The sequence below is a fragment of the Natrialba swarupiae genome, assembly GCF_008245225.1.
GTDB classification, from domain to species: Archaea; Halobacteriota; Halobacteria; order Halobacteriales; family Natrialbaceae; genus Natrarchaeobius; species Natrarchaeobius swarupiae.
This window is the reverse complement of the sequence record NZ_VTAW01000016.1, coordinates 67528-86214: the sequence shown is the minus strand read 5'-3', so window position 1 is coordinate 86214 and position 18687 is coordinate 67528. Positions and strand designations below refer to the sequence as shown.

The 18687-nt window shown below is 65.2% G+C and carries 14 protein-coding genes; 4 read left to right on the top strand and 10 right to left on the bottom strand.

Features of this window, described 5'->3' with window-relative positions:
• Positions 1-7 precede the first annotated feature (7 nt).
• A complete protein-coding gene (locus FYC77_RS13075) occupies positions 8-1753 on the bottom strand; it encodes a COG1361 S-layer family protein (RefSeq protein ID WP_202911835.1) in 1746 nt (581 codons plus the stop codon).
• Positions 1754-2044: 291 nt separating this feature from the next.
• Between FYC77_RS13075 and FYC77_RS13070 the strand changes: the two genes are divergently transcribed.
• Positions 2045-2653, top strand: a complete 609-nt coding sequence (locus tag FYC77_RS13070; RefSeq protein WP_149081941.1) for a TetR/AcrR family transcriptional regulator — start codon at positions 2045-2047, stop codon at positions 2651-2653.
• 49 nt (positions 2654-2702) lie between these two features.
• Here FYC77_RS13070 and FYC77_RS13065 read toward each other — a convergent pair whose 3' ends face one another.
• From FYC77_RS13065 to FYC77_RS13035, 7 genes are all read right to left on the bottom strand, one after another.
• Positions 2703-3653 carry a methyl-accepting chemotaxis protein gene (locus FYC77_RS13065; protein WP_394349019.1) on the bottom strand — a complete coding sequence of 317 codons (951 nt, stop codon included), beginning with the start codon at positions 3651-3653 and terminating at the stop codon, positions 2703-2705.
• Positions 3654-4049: 396 nt separating this feature from the next.
• Positions 4050-5393 (bottom strand): serpin family protein, encoded by a 1344-nt coding sequence (locus tag FYC77_RS13060; protein WP_162354527.1) that lies wholly within the window; start codon positions 5391-5393, stop codon positions 4050-4052.
• 183 nt (positions 5394-5576) lie between these two features.
• Entirely contained in the window at positions 5577-8339 is a 2763-nt protein-coding gene (gene acnA, locus FYC77_RS13055) for an aconitate hydratase AcnA (protein ID WP_149081939.1), read from the bottom strand.
• A 141-nt stretch (positions 8340-8480) separates the two neighbouring features.
• Complete coding sequence (locus FYC77_RS13050; RefSeq protein ID WP_149081938.1) at positions 8481-9029, bottom strand: dihydrofolate reductase; 549 nt, start codon at positions 9027-9029, stop codon at positions 8481-8483.
• Positions 9026-10042 carry a thymidylate synthase gene (thyA, locus tag FYC77_RS13045; protein ID WP_149081937.1) on the bottom strand — a complete coding sequence of 339 codons (1017 nt, stop codon included), beginning with the start codon at positions 10040-10042 and terminating at the stop codon, positions 9026-9028. The genes FYC77_RS13050 and thyA overlap by 4 nt, the downstream gene beginning before the upstream one ends.
• 65 nt (positions 10043-10107) lie before the next feature.
• Positions 10108-10500 carry a type II toxin-antitoxin system VapC family toxin gene (locus FYC77_RS13040; protein ID WP_149081936.1) on the bottom strand — a complete coding sequence of 131 codons (393 nt, stop codon included), beginning with the start codon at positions 10498-10500 and terminating at the stop codon, positions 10108-10110.
• Positions 10497-10742 carry an antitoxin VapB family protein gene (locus tag FYC77_RS13035; protein WP_149081935.1) on the bottom strand — a complete coding sequence of 82 codons (246 nt, stop codon included), beginning with the start codon at positions 10740-10742 and terminating at the stop codon, positions 10497-10499. The genes FYC77_RS13040 and FYC77_RS13035 overlap by 4 nt, the downstream gene beginning before the upstream one ends.
• A 194-nt stretch (positions 10743-10936) precedes the next feature.
• Here FYC77_RS13035 and FYC77_RS13030 point away from each other — a divergent pair, with 194 nt between their 5' ends.
• Positions 10937-12058: an amidohydrolase family protein gene (locus tag FYC77_RS13030; RefSeq protein ID WP_149081934.1), complete on the top strand. Its 1122-nt coding sequence runs from the start codon at positions 10937-10939 to the stop codon at positions 12056-12058.
• Here the strand turns inward: FYC77_RS13030 and FYC77_RS13025 are convergent.
• Positions 12055-13677 carry a M20 family metallopeptidase gene (locus tag FYC77_RS13025; protein ID WP_149081933.1) on the bottom strand — a complete coding sequence of 541 codons (1623 nt, stop codon included), beginning with the start codon at positions 13675-13677 and terminating at the stop codon, positions 12055-12057. The genes FYC77_RS13030 and FYC77_RS13025 overlap by 4 nt on opposite strands.
• A gap of 84 nt (positions 13678-13761) precedes the next feature.
• Complete coding sequence (gene glnA2, locus FYC77_RS13020; protein ID WP_149081932.1) at positions 13762-15120, bottom strand: gamma-glutamylputrescine synthetase; 1359 nt, start codon at positions 15118-15120, stop codon at positions 13762-13764.
• A gap of 197 nt (positions 15121-15317) precedes the next feature.
• Here glnA2 and FYC77_RS13015 point away from each other — a divergent pair, with 197 nt between their 5' ends.
• The gene (locus FYC77_RS13015) at positions 15318-17192 is read left to right on the top strand and encodes a sensor histidine kinase (protein WP_149081931.1); all 1875 of its coding nucleotides are present in this window, start codon (positions 15318-15320) and stop codon (positions 17190-17192) included.
• Positions 17193-17325: 133 nt separating this feature from the next.
• The gene (purD, locus tag FYC77_RS13010) at positions 17326-18669 is read left to right on the top strand and encodes a phosphoribosylamine--glycine ligase (protein ID WP_149081930.1); all 1344 of its coding nucleotides are present in this window, start codon (positions 17326-17328) and stop codon (positions 18667-18669) included.
• The last annotated feature ends 18 nt before the right edge of the window (positions 18670-18687 follow it).

Sequence of the window (18687 nt, the reverse complement as noted above, 5' to 3'; positions counted from 1 at the left end):
TGTCCTTCTATCTCCGCTGGTAGACGTACGCGCCGGCACCCAGTCCGAGGCCGGTCAGGACGATCGTTCCGATCAGGAATCCGGGTAACCCGCCGCCGCTTTCCGTGACGTCGATCGCGACCCGAATCGTATTCGACAGCTGACTGTTCCCTCGTTCGTCGTCGTACCGGAAGTCGACGGAGACCGGATACGTCTTCGCGGCTGCCGACGAGTCGGCGCTCAGGTGGAAGGTCATCGTCACCGACTCCCCTGGCTCGAGTTCCTCGACGAACCCTTCGTCGTCGTCGCTGTCGAGTGGGTCGTCCGCGAACAGCCGCGCCTCGACGTCGGTCACCGTCTGATCGAGGTTGTTCGTTACCTCGACGGTGACGTGGTGCTCGTCGCCGGCGGCGATCTCCCGCTCGAGGACGTCTACCTCGAACTGGTCGCGTTTCGGTTCGACGTCCGCGACGACCTCGACGTCCTCGTAGAAGCGCTGTTCGAACGCTGTGTTCCGGTACTGGACGCCGAGATCGATCGTCCGGGCGACGGGTTCGGCCTCACCGCTCACTTCGATCGGGAGCCGAAACGAGGTCGATTCGCCGGCCTCGAGCGAGCCGACGCTGACGCCCTGCTCGATCGGGATCACGTTCGGCGACTCGTCGGTGAACTGGACGACGACGTTCTGTGCGTCTGCCGGGCCGTCGTTGGTGACAACGCCGTGGAGATCGCCGTCCTCGCCGACGTGGAGATCGGATTCGACGTCAGTGACCGAGAACTGCTGTTCGGCGTTCGGAGTGACGCCGACCGATGGGCTCTCGTCGACGCGTTGGAGACCGTCGTCGGTCTTGAACTGAACGGTGCCGTCGAGCGTGTAGCCGCGGACGGGCGCGTTCGGCGCGACGGCGACGTCGTACTCGACGGTCGTCGACTCGCCGGGCGACAGTTCGCCGATCCACGCCGAATCCTGTGCGCTCTCGCCGAACGCGAAGCCCGCACTCGAGGACTCGAGGACGACGGTGACGTCGCGTGCGGTCTCGTCACCGACGTTTTCGACGGTCGCTTCCATCGTCCCGGAGTCGCCGACCTGTGCATCGGTCTTCGCGTCAGTGATTGTAAACCGGGCGTCGTCGTCGACTTCGACGTCGATTGACGTCGACCAGGTTCGGGACCGATCGTCGGTGACACCGTTTCCGGAGCGCTGGTAGGTATGCGAGTAGGAGACGTCGAGGTCGATCGTGTACGTCCCCGCGTCGACGTCGTCTGGGACGCTGACCGCGATCGGGGCCTCGTTGGGCTGGTTCTCGGTGACGCTTCCGACCGACACCTCGCCGCTCTCGACGGTGAGCGGGGTCCCGCTCGCGTCGGCGTCGACGCGAACGTTCCGGGCGGTCGTCACGAGTTCGCGCTGATCCGCCGGTCCGAGCCTGAGATGGCCACTGTTCGAGACCTGCAGCGGAACCTCGTTCGTCTGTCCCGACTGGACCTTCGGCTCCGGGGCGTGGACCTCGAGGTCGGGTTCCCCGCGGATGAGCGTCAGCTCACCCGACGGCGGTTGCTGTTGTTGCAACGTCGGTTGACTCTCCGTTCGAACCGATTTCGTCACGGTCTCCCCGGATCCGCCGTCGTCGACACCCTCGTCCGCGACCGACTCGACCGTGCCGTTCTCGCCGAGATCGGCTGCGGTCGATCCGCCCGCCAGAGCGAGACCGGCCGCGCCGCCGATCACCGCGAGCGCGGCGACGACGACGATTCCGGCCGTTCGCCCGTTCATCCACCGACCCTCCACCGACCGTGCCGCCGATCGGGCTGACAATCGTCCGAGAGTCCGTTGGTGTACTCGCCGTACGGACGCTGTCGGCCACGATTACGTTCGATTCCTAACGTGTCCATACTGGATAGAGAAACACAGAAATAAAAAATGTTTTGATTCATGAGTTCGTATACCAACGTATTCCATGGCCGAGACACACCAAAACACGTCCACGACACCGGACGAGGGGTCTCAGAACACGGTAGAACCGAAACACACACGCCGTCGACCGATAATCCGACGACTAGCGCGATGAAGGGGTTCAGCGACGAGGAACGCGACCGCATCAGGGGACATCTCCTTGAGGAGGGGCGAGCGCTGTTCGCGCGGTTCGGACTCGAGCGAACGCGGATCAAAGACATAACCGAGGCGGTCGGTATCGGGACGAGCACGTTCTACCAATTTTTCGACTCGAAAGAACAGCTCTACGCCGAGGTACTGATCCGGGAACGCGACTGCCTCGACGAGACGATCGCCGAATCGATCGCCGACGTCGATTCGCCACGTGAGCAGGTTCGGCTCACCCTCCGAACGTTGCTCGAGGAGGTCGAAACGAACCCGCTCGTTCACCGGTTCGTCGTCGATGGCGAACTCCACTCACTTCAGGATCGGCTTTCGGACGACGAAAAGCGAGCGCTCAGCGAGAACATCCGCGAGCGGGATTTCAAATATGCCGAGGAGTGGACCGACCATCCCACGTTCAGATACGACGATCCGACGGCGATCAGTTCGTTGTTCCGAATGCTGATCTTCGTCAGCCAGTGTAAGGACGCGTTCCCGGTCGACGACTGCTCACCGCAGTACGAAGAGACCCGCGATCTCCTGATCGACGTCGTCGTCGACGGACTTTTCGCCGACTAATCCCGCGTTCACGTCACACAATCGAAATCGATTCGCCGACTCGGTGACCTCATCGCGACGGAGCCGCGTCCGGTGCAAAGTCGTCGACGAGGTGCTCGAGCGTGCGATCCATTCGTTCGATATGTTCGGTCTGGGACTCGACTTCGGTGGCGATCGCGCCGGTGTCCTCGGCGATGCTCTCGGCGCTTTCGACCGTCTGATCGACCATGCTCGCGACCTCCTCGGTGCTCGAGGCCTGCTGGTCGGTTGCGGTGGCGACCTCCGAGATGCCGTCGGAGACGTCCTCGACGGTGTCGTGAATCTCGTCGAAGGTGTCGACCGCTCGATCGATCGACTCGATTCCCGCTTCGATACGTTCGTTGTTTTCGTCTAAACTCTCGACCGCCGTCGCCGTGCTCTGTTCGACCTCGCGGATCATCGCTTCGATCTCGCTTGCCCGCGCCTGGGAATCCTCGGCCAGCGACTTCACTTCCGAAGCGACGACAGCGAAGCCGTCGCCCGCTCTGTCGGCGTGAGCGGCCTCGATCGAGGCGTTGAGCGCGAGCAGATTCGTCTGATCGGCGATGTCGTTGATCACTTCGACGATCTCGTCGATCTCCGCGACGCTCTGTTGGATCGCGGTGACGTCCTGGGTGACCTCGTTTGCCGTCTCCCGGATCTCCTCCATCGCGGTCCCGATCTCGGTCGCCGACTCCTGGCCGTTTTCGGCCAGGTCCCGGGCCGACTCGCCGGCCGCAGCGACCTCCTCCGAGGACGACGCGATCTCCTCGACGGACGCCGAGAGACTCGACATCTCCTCTGCGACCTGCATGACGGCCTCGTACTGCTCGGAGGCCTCGTCGTGTATCTCCTCGAGTCGGTCGCTGATCTCGTCGGTGCTCTCGCCGAGTTCGGCGATCGACTCCTGCATCTCCGCGGCGTCGTCGTTGTCGTAGTCGGCGTTCCCCTCGAGGTTCGTGACGTCCGACGTGTCGACGTCGGTCTCTACGTCGTCGTCGATCTCCTGGCTATCCGCCAGACTCGACGTGTTATCGAACGACACGACCCGATCCCCCTCGAGTGAGTCCACACACCTGTCCGCCGTTACTATTCGAGCCGAAACACATTTCAAAATACTTGAAGTAACGTTTCATCTATGTATTACATCCGGACGTTTCGGAGTAAAAGCTGTCGGCCAACATCGTTGGTTTTGGCCAAATAAACCCATACGAACCCACAACGAGTTTTTGTAGCGTTCGTTCGAGGATCGGCCACTATTGCATTTTGACAATACCTCGTCCCGTGGTGACCGGTCGACTCGTCCGGCGACCAGGGCTGACTCCCTCCCCACGCGTCGATTGCGGGGTCGAACTCGTGGGTGCGTCGGTTCGACCCTGCAGTGCAGCGTTGGACGGCGCTACTGTGCGCTCTCAGCGTCGACGACCCGCCCGAGAAACAGTATCGCGTCGGTTGGCCGATCTCGAACGAAAAACAGGAACGGCCGGTCTGCGGTCACCGTCAGCGGGCCGGACTCGAGTCCACCGGAGAACCCCGTCGCGGCGATCGCCTCGGTTCCCTCCTCGTTGACGGAGACGTACGCCTCGTGGTAGACGTCGAAGAGGAAGAGATCGTCCGATCCGGCCTCCGTCGGCGCGACGCCCTCGAAGTTCGCCCGCTCCGGATCGAACGGGTCGGGCATGCCGAGGTCGCCGAGGACCGCCGCGAGTTCGAACTCGACGTCGAACTCGAACCGTGGGAGCTGGATCATCGCCTCTCGCTTCTCGAGTGCGTCGAAAATTCCAGCGATTCGATCGGCGTCGAGGTCGGCCTCGAACGACTCGAAAGCCTCGCGGGTCCCATCCGCGTCGGGAGCGGCCTCGGACGGCCGGGGAACGACGATCACCATGCTCACGTCCTCGCCGACGTACGGGAGTTCGATCGCTTGGTAGTCCTCACCGTGGGCGTACGGGAAGTCCTCGGTCTGGCTCATCATCTGTACCTCGTCGGTCGAGCCATCAAGCGCCGTGAACGTCCGTTCGCGGGTGTCGTCGGGATCGAACGCCTCGGCCCAGTCCGCAAAGAGTGCGACCGCGTTGGTCACCACGAGCCGCGTGTCTTCGGTCACCGACTCGGCGGGGAGGAGTTCGTCGATCCGGCCGTCGGTCGCCTCCTCGACCCACTCGTTTACCTCGCCTCGAGCGCCGTCGTGATCGCCGACGAAGTCGACGTTGCGGAGGCCCGTGCGGTAGTTCGACTCGAGGGTCTCTAGAAATTCCTCGCGGTAGGGATAGCCGTCCTGGCCCCACAGCGCGGTGGCGACGAAGAGTTCGAACTCGCGACCGCCACGAATTCGGTCGACGACGCCGGGGGTGGCGGCGTTCTCGGCCCGTTCGTTCAGATCGTACAGGAGCGCGCCGACGGCGGGGTGGAGGTCCTCTTCTGGCGGGAACTCGAGCGTCTCGGTCAGCTGGTTGGCAGTCTCCTCGCGGGCGCCCGCTCGAGCCATCGCGAGCGCCGCGGCGATGCTCACCGGCGAGAAGAGGACGTTCGCGTTCGGTTCGTCGTCCGCGAACTGCCGGAGGAGCGAGGTCGCGAAGGCCGTGTTTCCGCGGATCAGTTCCTCGAGGTGTGCGTCGGTCGCCGCGGGCCTCGTCTCGGGACCGAGGTCTCCCTCGGGTCCGGCGCGCGTGTGCCAGAGGAGGCCGCCGCCACCGACGCCGACGCCGAGGAGGGCCAGGGCGTGTCGGCGTGAGAGTGTCACGAATCGTGACATAGTTGCGAGGCGAATAAATCTTGTGAACGTCCCGATACGAACGCGCGGACAACCCTTCGCCGTGGTCGACTGTTCGGAGGGAGTCGACTCGACGCGCTCGTACGGTTTCCTGCCGGTCAGTACCGACACAGCCGCGACCCTGGGGTGGGTGTGTCGGGAACAGCGACCGTCTCAGTTCAGTTCCTCGGTGAGTAGTTTCCGAAGAACCAGGTGGAGGACGCCGCCGTTCTCGACGTACTCGACCGCCATCGGCGTGTCGACCTGTGCGGTCACCGTGAACTCGGTGACGTCACCCTCATCGTCCTCGGCGGTCACCGTCAACTCGGCGTTGGGCTCGAGGCCGTCCTCGAGTCCCTCGATCTGGAAGTACTCGTCGCCCTCGAGGCCGAGTTCCGCCCAGCCCTCGCCGTCGTCGAACTGCAGGGGCAGGACGCCCATGCCGATGAGGTTGTCGCGGTAGATGCGCTCGTAACTCTTGCCGATGGTCGCGCGGATGCCCAGCAGGTCGGTCCCCTTGGCAGCCCAGTCGCGACTCGAGCCAGTGCCGAGTTCCTCGCCGGCCATGACGACCAGCGGCGTCTCATCTTCGCGGTAGCGCTCGGAGGCTTCGAAGACCGTCGTCTCCTCGTCCGTCGGGTGATGGATCGTGTAACCACCTTCCTTCCCATCGAGCAGTTCGTTCTCGATGCGAACGTTGGCGAAGGTTCCGCGCATCATGACCTCGTGGTTGCCCCGGCGTGAGCCGTAGGTGTTGAACTCGTGGGGGGCAACGTCGCGCTCTTTCAGCCACTGGCCCGCTGGCAGATCCTCGCCGAACAGGCCCGCAGGACTGATGTGGTCGGTCGTGACGGTGTCGCCGAGCGTCAACAGCGCGCGGGCGTCCTCGACGTTATCCACGCCGGGGGCCTCGAGCGGGAACTCCTGGAAGAACGGCGGTTCGCGGATGTACGTCGATTCGGGGTCCCAGTCGTAGACGTCGCCAGTTGGCGCGTCCAGCGCTTCCCAGCGCTCGTCGCCCTCGTAGACGCTCGCGTACTTCTCCTCGAACATCTCGGGGGAGACGCTGTCGTGAATCGTCTCGCGGATCTCCTCGGTGTCCGGCCAGACGTCCTCGAGGTAGACCTCCTCGCCGTCGTCGTTCGTACCGATCGGATCCTCCTCGAGGTCGATGTCCATCCGCCCGGCGAGGCCATAAGCGACGACCAGCGGCGGGGACGCGAGGTAGTTCGCCTGGATCTTCGGGTGGATACGCGCCTCGAAGTTGCGATTGCCCGAGAGGACGCTCGTCGTCCAGAGGTCGTGTTCCTCGATCGCGTTCTCGATCGGTTCCGCCAGCGGCCCGGAGTTGCCGATACAGGTCGTACAGCCGTAGCCGACGACGTGGTAGCCCAGTTCTTCGAGATCCTCGAGCAGCCCCGATCGCTCTAAGTACTCCGTGACGACCCGGCTGCCGGGTGCGAGACTCGTCTTGACGTACTCGGGTACCTCGAGTCCGGCTTCGGCGGCGTTGCGCGCGAGCAGACCAGCGCCGACCATCACGGACGGGTTCGACGTGTTCGTACAGGACGTGATCGCGCTGACGAGGACGTCGCCGTGGCCGATCTCGACCTCGGTGCCGTCCTCGAGTTCCACGGGAACTTTCTCCTCGAGTGCGAGGCCGGGGCCGGCGTCGGTCGCGTCCGCCGCAGACGCGCCGCTGCCATCGCTAATGGCGGGCTCCCCGCCCGGACCGAGCACGCCCTGCTCCTCGAGCAAACTCGGGAAGTGCTCGTCTAAGTCGCCCATCGGGATGCGCTGGTGGGGCTTCTTGTGGCCGGCGAGGCTCGGTTCGACCTCACCCAGGTCGAACTCGACGACCTCGGTGAACTCGGGGTTTTGCTCGCCGAAGAGGCCCTGTTCCTCGAGGTACGCCCGAACGAGGTCGATGTGTTCGGGGTCGCGACCCGTCAGTTCGAGGTACTCGAGGGTTTTCTCGTCGACGGGGAACATGCTGATGGTCGAGCCCTGTTCGGGGGCCATGTTCGCGATGGTCGCCCGATCCGCCACCGAAAGCTGGGAGACGCCGGGGCCGTAGAACTCGACGAACTTGTCGACGACGCCGACCTCGCGGAGCTTCTCGGTGATGTGGAGGACGAGGTCAGTCGCCGTCGCACCCTCGGGGAGGTCACCCGAGAGGCGGACGCCGACGACGTCGGGCAGGGACATGTTGATCGGCTGACCAAGCAACGCGGCTTCGGCTTCGATGCCGCCGACACCCCAGCCGACGACGCCGATGCCGCCGATCATGGGGGTGTGGCTGTCCGTGCCGACGAGCGTGTCCGGAACGAGCCAGCGCTCGCCGTCGACCTCGCGGTCGTGGACGACCCGTCCGAGGTGCTCTAAGTTGACCTGGTGGACGATTCCCGTCCCCGGCGGGACGACCTCGAAGTCCTCGAAGGCCTGCTGGGCCCACTTGATCGCACGATATCGCTCTTCGTTGCGCTCGTACTCGATCTCGACGTTCTTCTCGTAGGCGTCGTCGGTGCCGAAGTGGTCGACCTGGACGCTGTGGTCGATTACGAGGTCACAGGGGACTTCGGGTTCGACGACCGTCGGGTCGACGCCCTTGCGGTCTGCAGCCGAGCGAAGCGCTGCGAGGTCCACCACTGCGGGAACGCCCGTGAGATCCTGCAGAACGACCCGCGAAACCGTGAAGGGAACTTCGGCGTCCGGCACGTCTGGCTCCCAGGAGGCTGCGGCGCGAACCGAGTCCGCGTCGATCTGATCGCCGTCAGCGTTTCGCAGTACTGACTCGAGCAGAATGCGGATGCTCACGGGCAGCGAATCCAGATCGCAGAGACCGCGTTCCTCGAGAACCGCCAGATCGGCTATCGTATACGTTTCGCCGGCGTGTTCGAACTCCCGGATCGCATCCGAGAAATCCTCGGTTACCATGAAAGTGAGTTCGAATTAGCCGCATTTGAAACTGCCGAATTCTGCAATAAGAACGATGTGAACCCGTCATTCGTTGGGTTGGTCCCCCATCATAGTCCGACCGTCACGATCCGTTCGGCTACACTCCGGCCGGACGAAGAGCTACCGATCGGCGACTCGAACGTACTCGACGAACGCGAACCCGTCGCGGTCGTCCCGGCTCATCTCTCGCCAGGCCTCCCGGTCTAACTCGGGAAACCGCGTGTCCCCGTCGGGATCGTCGTGAATCTCGGTCACGATCAGCCGCTCGAGTGCCGGCAGGAACTGCCTGTAGACCGTCGCCCCGCCGGCGACGAAGATCCGGTCGGCGTCGTGGCGCTCCCTCGCAGCGCGCTCTGCCGCCTCGAGCGCCTCTCCGAGACTCGCGGCGACGACGGCGTTCTCCGGCGTCTCGAGATCCTGACTCGTCAGCACGATCGTCGTCCGGCCGGGCAACGGCTCGCCGAGCGCCTCGAGGATTCCCTCGTACGTGACCCGACCCATGATCACGGGGTGGCCCATCGTCGTCTCCTTGAAGTGTGCGAGGTCGGCGGGGACGTGCCAGGGCATCTCGCCGTCGCGGCCGATGATCCCGTTGTCGGCGACGGCGACGATACCGACGAGCTCCAGCGGCGTCTCGAGATCTCGCGCCGGATCGATATCGTCGCTCATTCCGCTACCGAGAACGTGAGCGGGGCGTGGGAGTCGTAGCCGTGTAACTCCACGTCCTCGTACGATAGGTCGTCGATCGTGGCGTCGCCGAGCTCGAGGGTCGGCCGCTCGTTTGGCTCGCGCGTGAGCTGTTCGAGTAAGTTCGGCACGTGGTCGTAGCCGTTCTCGCCGTCGGCTTCGGCGGGCGCTTCCGACTCGAGCCACTCGCGGACCGCGCGGTACTCCTCACGGTCGTCGACGTCGGCGAGCCGGCTTTGCAGTGTCTCGAGGTTGTCGGCGTACCACTCGCCGCGGTCGCCACGTCCACAGTAGACGTGGGCGTCGACGACCGTGTGGGCGAACGTGCCGGGTTCGAAGCCGGTCTGGGTCGCGACGACTTTGGTCAGGAGGGCGTAGGCCGCGACGTTGAACGGCACGCCGAGGGCGATATCGCCCGAGCGCTGGGTGAGATGGCAGTTCAGGCGGTCGCCCTGGACGTTGAAGACGAACGAGTAGTGACACGGCGGCAGCGTCGAAATCGTGGCGTTAGCCGGGTGCCACGCGTTGACGACGAGCCGCCTCGAGTTCGGCGAATCCGAGAGCGTGTCGACGACGTACTGCAATTGGTCGAACGTGAGTCGGCCGCCCTCCTCTTCGGTCACCCAGCGGTGGGTCTCGTCGGGCCAGGACTCACCCTCGAGTCGCGCCTCGCCCTCGGGGATCGGGTACCGTCGCCAGAACCGTCCGTAGGCGGTGTCGAGGTGGCCCTCGTCGTCGGCCCAGGCGTCCCAGATCTTCGTCTCCTCGCGCAACTCGCGGATGTGCTCCTCGCCGGAGAGATACCAGCAGACTTCGTGGAGCATCGAGTTCCACCGGTAGCCGTCCATCTGCTTGGTCGTCAACAGGGGATACCCCTCCTGTAAGTCGACTTCGTACTGCTCGCTGAACGAGGAGATGGTGTCGACGCCGGTCCGGTTCGGCTTGTACACACCCCCGGAGAGAGCCGATTCGACGAGCTCGAGGTACTGTCGCATCGTGACGCCGTTTCGCGCGCGGGTTCTTTAGCGTTCCTGAACCACACACGGAGGCCCCCGTCGATTCAATACGATTCGATGTCGAGTCCATCGACCCGTTCGAAGTGCTCGACGTTTCTCGTGAGTACCGGTTCCTCGTGAACGAGCGCCGTCGCGGCGATGATCGTATCACCGATCCCGATCGCCTGATCATCGGCCGCGAGTCGTCCGTCGATACGGCCGGCTTTTTTCATGACTGCGGCGTCGGCCGGGTAGACGTGTCTCGTCTCGAGTACGCTCTCGATGTGTCGTCGCCGCTCACCAGATTGTTTCACTCGCTCGACGCTATGATAGAGTTCGAACTGCGACATCGACGAAACACAGAGCGGAACACGCTGTGCTTCGAGATCCTTCAGCTTCTCCACGGCGCGATCGTTATCCTGCATTATGTCGATGAGAACGTCCGTATCGACGATCACGAGTCCATTCGCTCCGCTAGTCGGTCGAGTTCGTCGCGCGATCGTTTGTCCCGCGCGTGGATCGCCTCGCGCATCGACTCGGCTTCCTCCTCAGTGAGCATTCCCTTGAGATCGAGCAGCGACCGTTCCCCTGCGATTCGTTCGACGGTATCGGAGAACGACTCACCCTCCCGCTTGCGGCGCTTGAGTTGGCGGTATGCGTCCTCGGTAAGTCGGACGTTGCGATACTCGGTATCGCCCATGCACACACATGTGTGCAGAACGTGCTTAACTGTTGTGCAGGGTTTCCGGGACGTGGACTGTTCGTCCCATTATGTGAACCGCAGCGGAACGTAACATCGGGCCGCCATTACTGGGACCAGGTGTCGGGTCAGGTGAGCGCAGGGCGTCGCGTGGACGTAAGTTCCAACACGGTACCACGAGACAGTGAGACACGATGACGATTCGGGAGACGATCGAAACGACGGCGCTGATCGACAACCACGCCCACCCCGTCGAACCGCTGTCGGAGACGGACGTCCGCGAACGCTTCGCGCAGTGGTTCACCGAGGGCGACCTCGAGTACCGCGACGCCAGACACACCTTCAACTACCAGGCGGCGCTTGGCGTCCTCGCCGAACGGTTCGACGTCGACGCCGGCCCCGGTGACGACGCGTTCGAGCGGGAACTGCTCGAGTCCCGCGCCACGGTCGATCGCCATGAGTACACCCGCGACTGCATCGCCTCGACGAACACCGAGGTGATCCTCGCGGACGACGGCTTTCCGGACACGTCGCCGGCCGAGTTTCGCGAGTACACCGACGCGGACGTCTACCCGCTGTTGCGCCTCGAGTCGCTGGCCGAGTCGTTGATCGACGACCACGCCGAGTTCGGGGCGTTCGAAGACGCCCTCGTGGATCGGATGGCGTCGGCTCTCGAGGGCGAGTACGTCGCGCTGAAGACCATCGTCGCTTACCGACGCGGACTGAACGTCGGGACGGTCGACCGTGCGGACGCCCGGGCGGCGTTCGCCGACGTCCGATCGGGCTGGGACGGCCGCCTCGAGCACCCGCGGCTGCTGGATTACGTGATCCATCGCGCGTGCGAGGTCGCCGCCGACTACGACGCGCCGATCCAGTTTCACGCCGGATTCGGCGACCCCGACGCCCACCCGCGGTACGTCGACCCGACCCACCTCGTGGAGTGTATCGAGGCCCATCCAGAGACGTCGGTCGTCGTCCTCCACGGGGCCTACCCCTACGTCGGCCAGGCTGGGTACGTGACCGCGACCTACCCGAACGTCTACCTCGACCTCTCGCTGGCGATCCCGTTCGCCCAGCACGGCTCCGAACGGGTGGTCTCGACCGCGATGGAGCTCGCGCCGACGACCAAACTGCTCTACGGCAGCGACGGCTTCTCCGTCCCCGAACTGTACGTTCTCGCGGCGCGTCGGTTCCGGGACGCGCTCGCGTCGACGCTCGAGGGGGCCGTCGCCGATGGGATCGTCACCGAATCGTACGCCGAGACGGTCGCCGAAAACGTGTTGCGCGAGAACGCGTTGGGGCTGTACGATCTCTAACGATCAGTTTCCCTTTCCGAAAGGCCGAGCCGCCGCACCGCGAACTCGAGCAGCGCCTCCGCCCCTCGAACGACCTGCTCGCGCTCGACGAACTCGAGGGGTTCGTGGGACCACGCGCCCGCGGGGCCGTACTCGACCAGCGTCGGGAGCCTGGTGCCGTGGTAGATGGAGGCCGCGTCCGTGACGCCGGGGGCGACGGTGACGCCGGGGTCGTAGCCGAACGTCCCGCGGGCCGCGTCGATCGCCGTCGCGACGAGCGGGTGGTCGAACGAGTCGGCCTCCGAGGCCGCGACGGCGACCGGCGGGAAGAACTCTTCGGGGTCGATCTCCGCCTCGAACTCGACGTCCGGCGCGCGGTCGGCCGCCTGCGACTCGATCGTCGTCTCGAGGTGGTCACGGACCGACTCGAGGTCGTCGGGGAACGACGCCCAGCGCGGAAAGCGGACGTCGAACGTCGTCTCACACCAGTCCGGAACGGAGTTGACGCCGCCGCGGTCGACGACGCCGTCCTCGACGCGCCGGACGTCGCCGCCGGCGATCGTCGTTCCGGCCGCGACGGTGAGATCGCCCAGCAGTTCGTCCTCGCGGAACGGCTCGACCAGTTCGTTCCGGAACGGCCGATCGCGCACGCCGGCGAGCGCCTCGGCGGTCCCGAGGACGGCGTTGCGCCCGAGGTGGGGCGTGGAGGCGTGGGTCGACTCACCCTCGGCCCGCAGGCTGATCCACGCCAGCCCGCGGTGACCGATCGCCGGGACGAAGCCGTACGATCCCTCGAGGACGACCGCCGCGCCGCTCGGGTCGGGATACCGGTCGCCGAGCCAGTCGGGATACCCCTTGCGACCGACCATCGCCTTTGCGCCCTCCTGGGCGACCTCCTCGCCGACGAGGTGGCCGTGGACGAGCGTCCCGTCGAGTTCGGCGTCGTCCCCGAGAGCAGCCTCGAGTGCGAGCAGCGAGCCGACGAGACAGACGATCGACGCCTTGTTGTCGTAGGCGCCGCGGCCGACAAAGACCTCCCGTTCGTCGGCTGAACTCTCGCCGCCACCGCGGTCGTCGCCCTCGGCTCGACGACGCCAGATCCGATCGTATCGGCCGCGGATCGAGCGCGTCTCGACCCGGTCGCCGACGCGGAGTTCGAGGGTTTCGGGTTCGGGTCGGCGGACGACCCCCCTGGCCAGTTCGTACGGATCGTCGTTCGGCCAGTCGGTCGAGTCGCCGGGCGGAACGGTGTCGGTGTGGCTCGTACAGACGAGCAGTTCGTCGCTTTCCCCCTCGAGGACGGCATAACAGTTGTCCCGCGGCTCGCTCGCGCTCCCGACGTCGGTCAGCCGCTGGGTCGTCAGCTCGGCCCGCTCGATGCGGTCCGCGAGGAACTCGTGGAGGTGGCCGACGGTTGTCTCCGGATCGTCGGCTGTCCCCTCTGCGCCCGTTACGCTCGGTCGGGCGACGAGGGCGACGAGCAGTTCCTCCAGTTCGGTCTCGTGTTCGCGGATCCACTCGCGCCCGCGCTCGACGACCGCGCGCTCCGCCGCGGAGAGTCCGTCGCCCGTTCCGTCGGCGCGCCCCTCGTTCGTCGTCGCTCCGTTCGTCGTCTCGGTCGGTCCGTGTTCGTCGCTCATCTGGTCGTCATCCGTGATGGTGTCCGTTCGGCTGTAGTTCGTTCGATACCGCGGTAACCCGGATCGACCGGGGAGATCGAGCGCTCAGAACGCCCGCAGGAGGTAGTCGGCGGTCCACTCGCCGTCCTCGTCGACGGAGGCCTCCCACTCGCTGCGTTTGACCTCGAGGTACGACTCGTGGAGCGTCTCGCCGAGTGCGTCGCGAAGGACGTCGTCGGCGGCGAGTTCGTCGAGTGCGTCCGCGAGCGTCTCGGGCAGGCGCTCGATGCCGCGGGCGTCTCGCTCGTCCTCGGAGAGCGCCGAGGGGTCCCGGTCGAGCGGTTCGCCGGGGTCCAGACCGCGCTCGACGCCGTCCATCCCGGCGGCGAGCAGACCCAGTTCGACGAGATACGGGTTGGCGGTGTTGTCACAGGACTTGTACTCGATCCGCGTCGATCCGGTCTCGTCGCTCCAGTTCGTCGAGGGGACGCGGACGCAGGCCTCGCGGTTGTCCGGCCCCCAGCAGGTAAACGCCGACGCCCACATGCCCGGCTGGAGGCGGTCGTACGACTGCACCGTCGGCGCGGTGAGCGCGACGAGCGCGGGCGCGTGCTCGAGGACGCCCGCGACGAACTGTCGTCCGAACTCGCTGAGTCCGTACGGCCCGTCGCCGTCGGGGTCGGCGAAGACGTTCTCGTCGTCGCGCCACAGCGAGAGGTGGACGTGACAGCCGCTGCCCGGAAGGCCGTCGAACGGTTGTGGCGCGAACGTGGCCTCGAGGCCGTGCTGGCGGGCGACCGCGTTGACGGTGGCCTTGTAGAGGACGTGGTTGTCCGCCGGTGCGATCCCCTCGTCGTGTTCGATCACGAGCTCTTGCTGGCCCGGGCCGTACTCGGGGTAGTAGTTCGAGAGCCCGAGTCCCTGGGCTTTCAGCGCGTCGACGGTGTCGAGCGTGACGTCGTGGGCCGAATCCATCCCGTCGACTGCGAAGCAGGTGCTGTCGTCGAACGGCTCGAGCCCGTCGCCCTCCTCGGGCTCGCGTGCCAGGTAGTACTCACCCTCGAACGCTGCGGTGGGGACGAGGCCGTCGTCGGTCAGCTCCGCGAGGTACGACTCGAGACGTGAGCGCGGACAGGCGTCCCACGGCGTGCCGTCGAGTTCGTACATGTTACACAGCGCGACCGCGGTCCGGTCGGCGTAGGGGAGCACCCGAAACGTTTCCGGGTCCGGGACCACCCGTATCTCCCCGACCGGGCCGAACGTCCCGTCGGGGACGAGGGCGTCGAGGGCGTTGAACGACTGCATCCCTTTCGTGAGGTTCGCACCGTCCTCGAAGATCGCGTCGACGTCGCCGGCGTCGAGTACGCGCCCGCGAGGCACGCCGCTGTTGTTCACGAAAAGCAGTCGCACGAGCTCTACGTCGTTTGCGTCGATCGTCCGTTCGATGTCGGTTGTGTCAGTCATTACTAACCTCCGGAGTGTCAGCTGGTACCACGAACCCCTCGCTCAAAACTGTTGGTTCGACTGGGTGATGGGGCGATCCCGTTCGCTCCTCCCCGCCACCGCCCGACGGCCCGGGCGAAGACCGGTCCCCGACCCTGTCGGCGCTCGACCGAAATACCGCACGAACGGCTTTTGCCCGTCGAGTTCATACGATTGGCATGGATGACTCGATCCGCGTTCTCTCCGTCGGCGTGGACTCCGCGGATCGAATTGGTGACACGAGCGAGGCGGTCGACAGTCGCCTCGACGTACGGGCCACCGACTCCGTTCCCACCGCACTCGAGGCGCTGGCCGAAACCGACGTCGACTGTCTCGTTTCGGGCCACGATCCGCCCGAGATGGACGGTGTCGCGTTGCTCGAGGCGGTCCGCGAGACGTATCCAGCCCTCCCGTTCGTACTGTGTCCAGAGGACGGATCCGAAGCGCTCGCCAGCGAGGCGATTTCGGCGGGCGTTACCGAGTACGTCCACGCCGGCGACGGAGCCGACCGCTGTGAGTCGATCGCCCGGCGCGTGATTGCCGCCGTCGATTGCGAGGACCGTCGGACGAGACCGTTCGTAGGCAGACTCGAGGACTTCGTCGAACACTCCCCGGACATGATCGATGTCCACGACGCGGAGGGGACGATCCTCGACGTCAACCGTCGCTTCTGTGAGGCGCTCGGCCAGTCGAGGGAGGAACTCGTCGGCCGAAAGATCTGGGAGGTCGATCGATCGCTCGATCCTGACGAGATTCGAGCGACGCTAGCCGAGATGGACGTCGGAGATCGCCGCCACGTCGAAACGCGGTTCGAACGCGACGACGGATCGTCGTTCCCCGCGGAAGTACACGTCGCCAAGCTCCGAGGCGCCGACGACGACCGGTTCGTCGTCATCACGCGCGACATTACGGAACGAAAACGCCGTCAGCGAGAACTGATCGAACTCGAGAACGCCCTGGAGATCGTCCTCGAGCACGTGCCAGTCGTCTTCTTCGCGTTCGACGACGAAGGGGTGTTCACCCGGTCACAGGGGCGGGCGCTCGAACGGGTCGGTCTCGAGCCGGGTGAGGCCGTCGGCGAATCGGTGTTCGACCTGTACGCCGACGTTCCGGCGATACTCGAGCACAGCGAGCGGGCGCTGGCCGGTGAGCCGGTGAGTACGATCGTCGAGGTCCACGAGGTGACCTTCGAGTCGTGGTACCAGCCGATCTTCGATGGCGAAGCGGTCACCGGCGTCGTCGGACTCTCTTACGACGTTACCGAGCGCGAAGAACGGAGGGAGCAACTCCAACGACAGAACGCCAGGCTCGACGAGTTCACGAGCATCGTCTCCCACGATCTTCGCAATCCGCTGAACGTCGCCAGCGGTGCACTCGAGCTCCTACGCGACGGAGACGGCAACGAGGAAGTGACCGGCACGGACGCGCCGACAGACGCCGACAGAGCGATATCGATCGCGTCGGACGCACACGATCGAATGGAGCGACTGATCACGGATCTCCTCTCGCTCGCACGCGAAGGCGAACGCGTCACGGATGACGAGCCGGTCTCGCTCGAGGCCGCCGCGCGACGGTGCTGGCAACACGTCGAAACGTCGAAGGCCACACTCGACATCGAGACGACGCAGACGGTCCGCGCGGACGGCGGCCGTCTCGAGCAACTCCTCGAGAACCTCGTGAGCAACGCCGTCGAACACGGTTCGACGAGCCCTCGGTCACAAACTCCCGAGGACGCCGTGGAGCACGGCTCTACGAGCCATGCAGAACCAGACAGTTCTGCAGACGCGATCGACCACGGCGGCGACGACGTGACGGTCACGATCGGCGACCTCGAGGACGGCTTTTACGTCGCAGATGACGGTCCGGGGATCGACGAAGACGACCGCGAGCGCGTCTTCGAGTGGGGGTATACGAGTTCCCGCGAGGGGACCGGACTGGGACTGAGTATCGTCGAAGAGATCGTCACCGCTCACGGCTGGACGATCGAACTCTGTGAGGGGGTCGACGGCGGCGCGCGGTTCGAGATCACCGGCGTCGAGATCCTCGAGCGGTGACCGACGGCCCCCGTTCTCGGCACACGACTCTCGGCTCTGACACGCGAGTTCCGTCGTCGATGCCCACGTCCGTGCACACATTCTACTCGCCAAAAGGGTAACGCTTACAGGTTCGTGCGTTCCGCTATCGACTATGCGAGAGAACGTGCTTCTGATCGGTGGTGGCGGCCGCGAACACGCTATCGCCCGCGCGCTCGCGGATAGCGAGGCCGACATCTACGCCTGTGCAGGGAACCGAAACCCGGGTATCGCAGAGATCGCGGCCGGATTCGAGACTCTCGAGACGACGAATCCCGAAGCCGTCGTCGAGTACGGGACGGAAGTCGAGGCGACTATCGCCGTCGTCGGCCCCGAGGCACCACTCGAGGCGGGCGTCGCGGACGAACTCGAGGCCGCCGGGATCTACGCCTTCGGCCCGAAGGAAGCCGATGCCCGTATCGAGACGGACAAGGCGTTCCAGCGCCGGTTCATGGCCGAAAACGACGTCCCCGGCTGTCCGGACTTCGAGACCTTCGACGATATGGAAGCCGCCTGTGAGTTTATCGACGAGTACGACGGCGACCTCGCGATCAAGCCGGCCGGGCTGACCGGCGGCAAGGGTGTGAAGGTGATCGGCGATCAGATCACGGCCGAAGAGGGCAAAGCGTACATCCGCGAGTCCGACTACGACCGGATCGTCTTGGAGGAGCGACTGATCGGCGAGGAGTTTACGGTCCAGGCGTTCGTCGCCAACGGGACGTTCGAGACCGCTCCCGCCGTCCAGGATCACAAACGCGCCTACGAGGGCGACGAAGGGCCGAACACGGGCGGCATGGGCAGTTACTCCGACGCGACCCGCGAACTGCCGTTCATGAACGAGGAGGACTACGAGGAGGCCGTCTCGATCATCGAGGCGACCGTCGACGCCTTAGCGGACTATCGGGGCATCCTCTACGGCCAGTACATGCTGACCAGCGAAGGACCGAAGGTGATCGAGTTCAACGCCCGCTTTGGCGACCCCGAAGCCATGAACACGCTGCCAGTCCTCGAGACCGACTTTCTCGACGTACTGACGGCCGCACGAGACGGCGAGGCGGTGCCGGAACTCGAGTTCGCCGACCAGGCCACGGTCTGTAAGTACGCCGTGCCGGAGGGGTATCCGACGGACCCGGACGCGGGTGCGAAGGTGCAGGTCGACGAAGAGAGCGCGGGCGACGCTCTGCTGTTTTACGCGAGCGTCGAAGAGTGGAGCTCTTCGGGCAATCAGAACTCTTCGAGTTCTGATGACGTCGACGATCGCGAGGACGGCATCTACACGACGACCTCGCGATCGTTCGCCCTGGTCGGCGTCGCGGACACGATCACCGACGCCGAAGAGATCGCAGAGGACGCCCTCGCGGTCGCCGGCGACGACGGACTACACGTCCGCCACGACATCGGTAAACCCGACCTCGTCCAGCAGCGTATCGACCACATCGAAGAACTTCGGGGAGACTGAGACGGGTTCCTGTCAGTC

What these genes read in the sequence shown, in the direction of transcription:
- FYC77_RS13075 (WP_202911835.1), bottom strand. Translation starts at nt 1,753, where the DNA reads ATGAACGGGCGAACGGCCGGAATCGTCGTCGTCGCCGCGCTCGCGGTG.
- FYC77_RS13070 (WP_149081941.1), top strand. Translation starts at nt 2,045, where the DNA reads ATGAAGGGGTTCAGCGACGAGGAACGCGACCGCATCAGGGGACATCTC.
- acnA (WP_149081939.1), bottom strand. Translation starts at nt 8,339, where the DNA reads ATGGTAACCGAGGATTTCTCGGATGCGATCCGGGAGTTCGAACACGCC.
- FYC77_RS13050 (WP_149081938.1), bottom strand. Translation starts at nt 9,029, where the DNA reads ATGAGCGACGATATCGATCCGGCGCGAGATCTCGAGACGCCGCTGGAG.
- thyA (WP_149081937.1), bottom strand. Translation starts at nt 10,042, where the DNA reads ATGCGACAGTACCTCGAGCTCGTCGAATCGGCTCTCTCCGGGGGTGTG.
- FYC77_RS13035 (WP_149081935.1), bottom strand. Translation starts at nt 10,742, where the DNA reads ATGGGCGATACCGAGTATCGCAACGTCCGACTTACCGAGGACGCATAC.
- FYC77_RS13030 (WP_149081934.1), top strand. Translation starts at nt 10,937, where the DNA reads ATGACGATTCGGGAGACGATCGAAACGACGGCGCTGATCGACAACCAC.
- FYC77_RS13025 (WP_149081933.1), bottom strand. Translation starts at nt 13,677, where the DNA reads ATGAGCGACGAACACGGACCGACCGAGACGACGAACGGAGCGACGACG.
- glnA2 (WP_149081932.1), bottom strand. Translation starts at nt 15,120, where the DNA reads ATGACTGACACAACCGACATCGAACGGACGATCGACGCAAACGACGTA.
- FYC77_RS13015 (WP_149081931.1), top strand. Translation starts at nt 15,318, where the DNA reads ATGGATGACTCGATCCGCGTTCTCTCCGTCGGCGTGGACTCCGCGGAT.
- purD (WP_149081930.1), top strand. Translation starts at nt 17,326, where the DNA reads ATGCGAGAGAACGTGCTTCTGATCGGTGGTGGCGGCCGCGAACACGCT.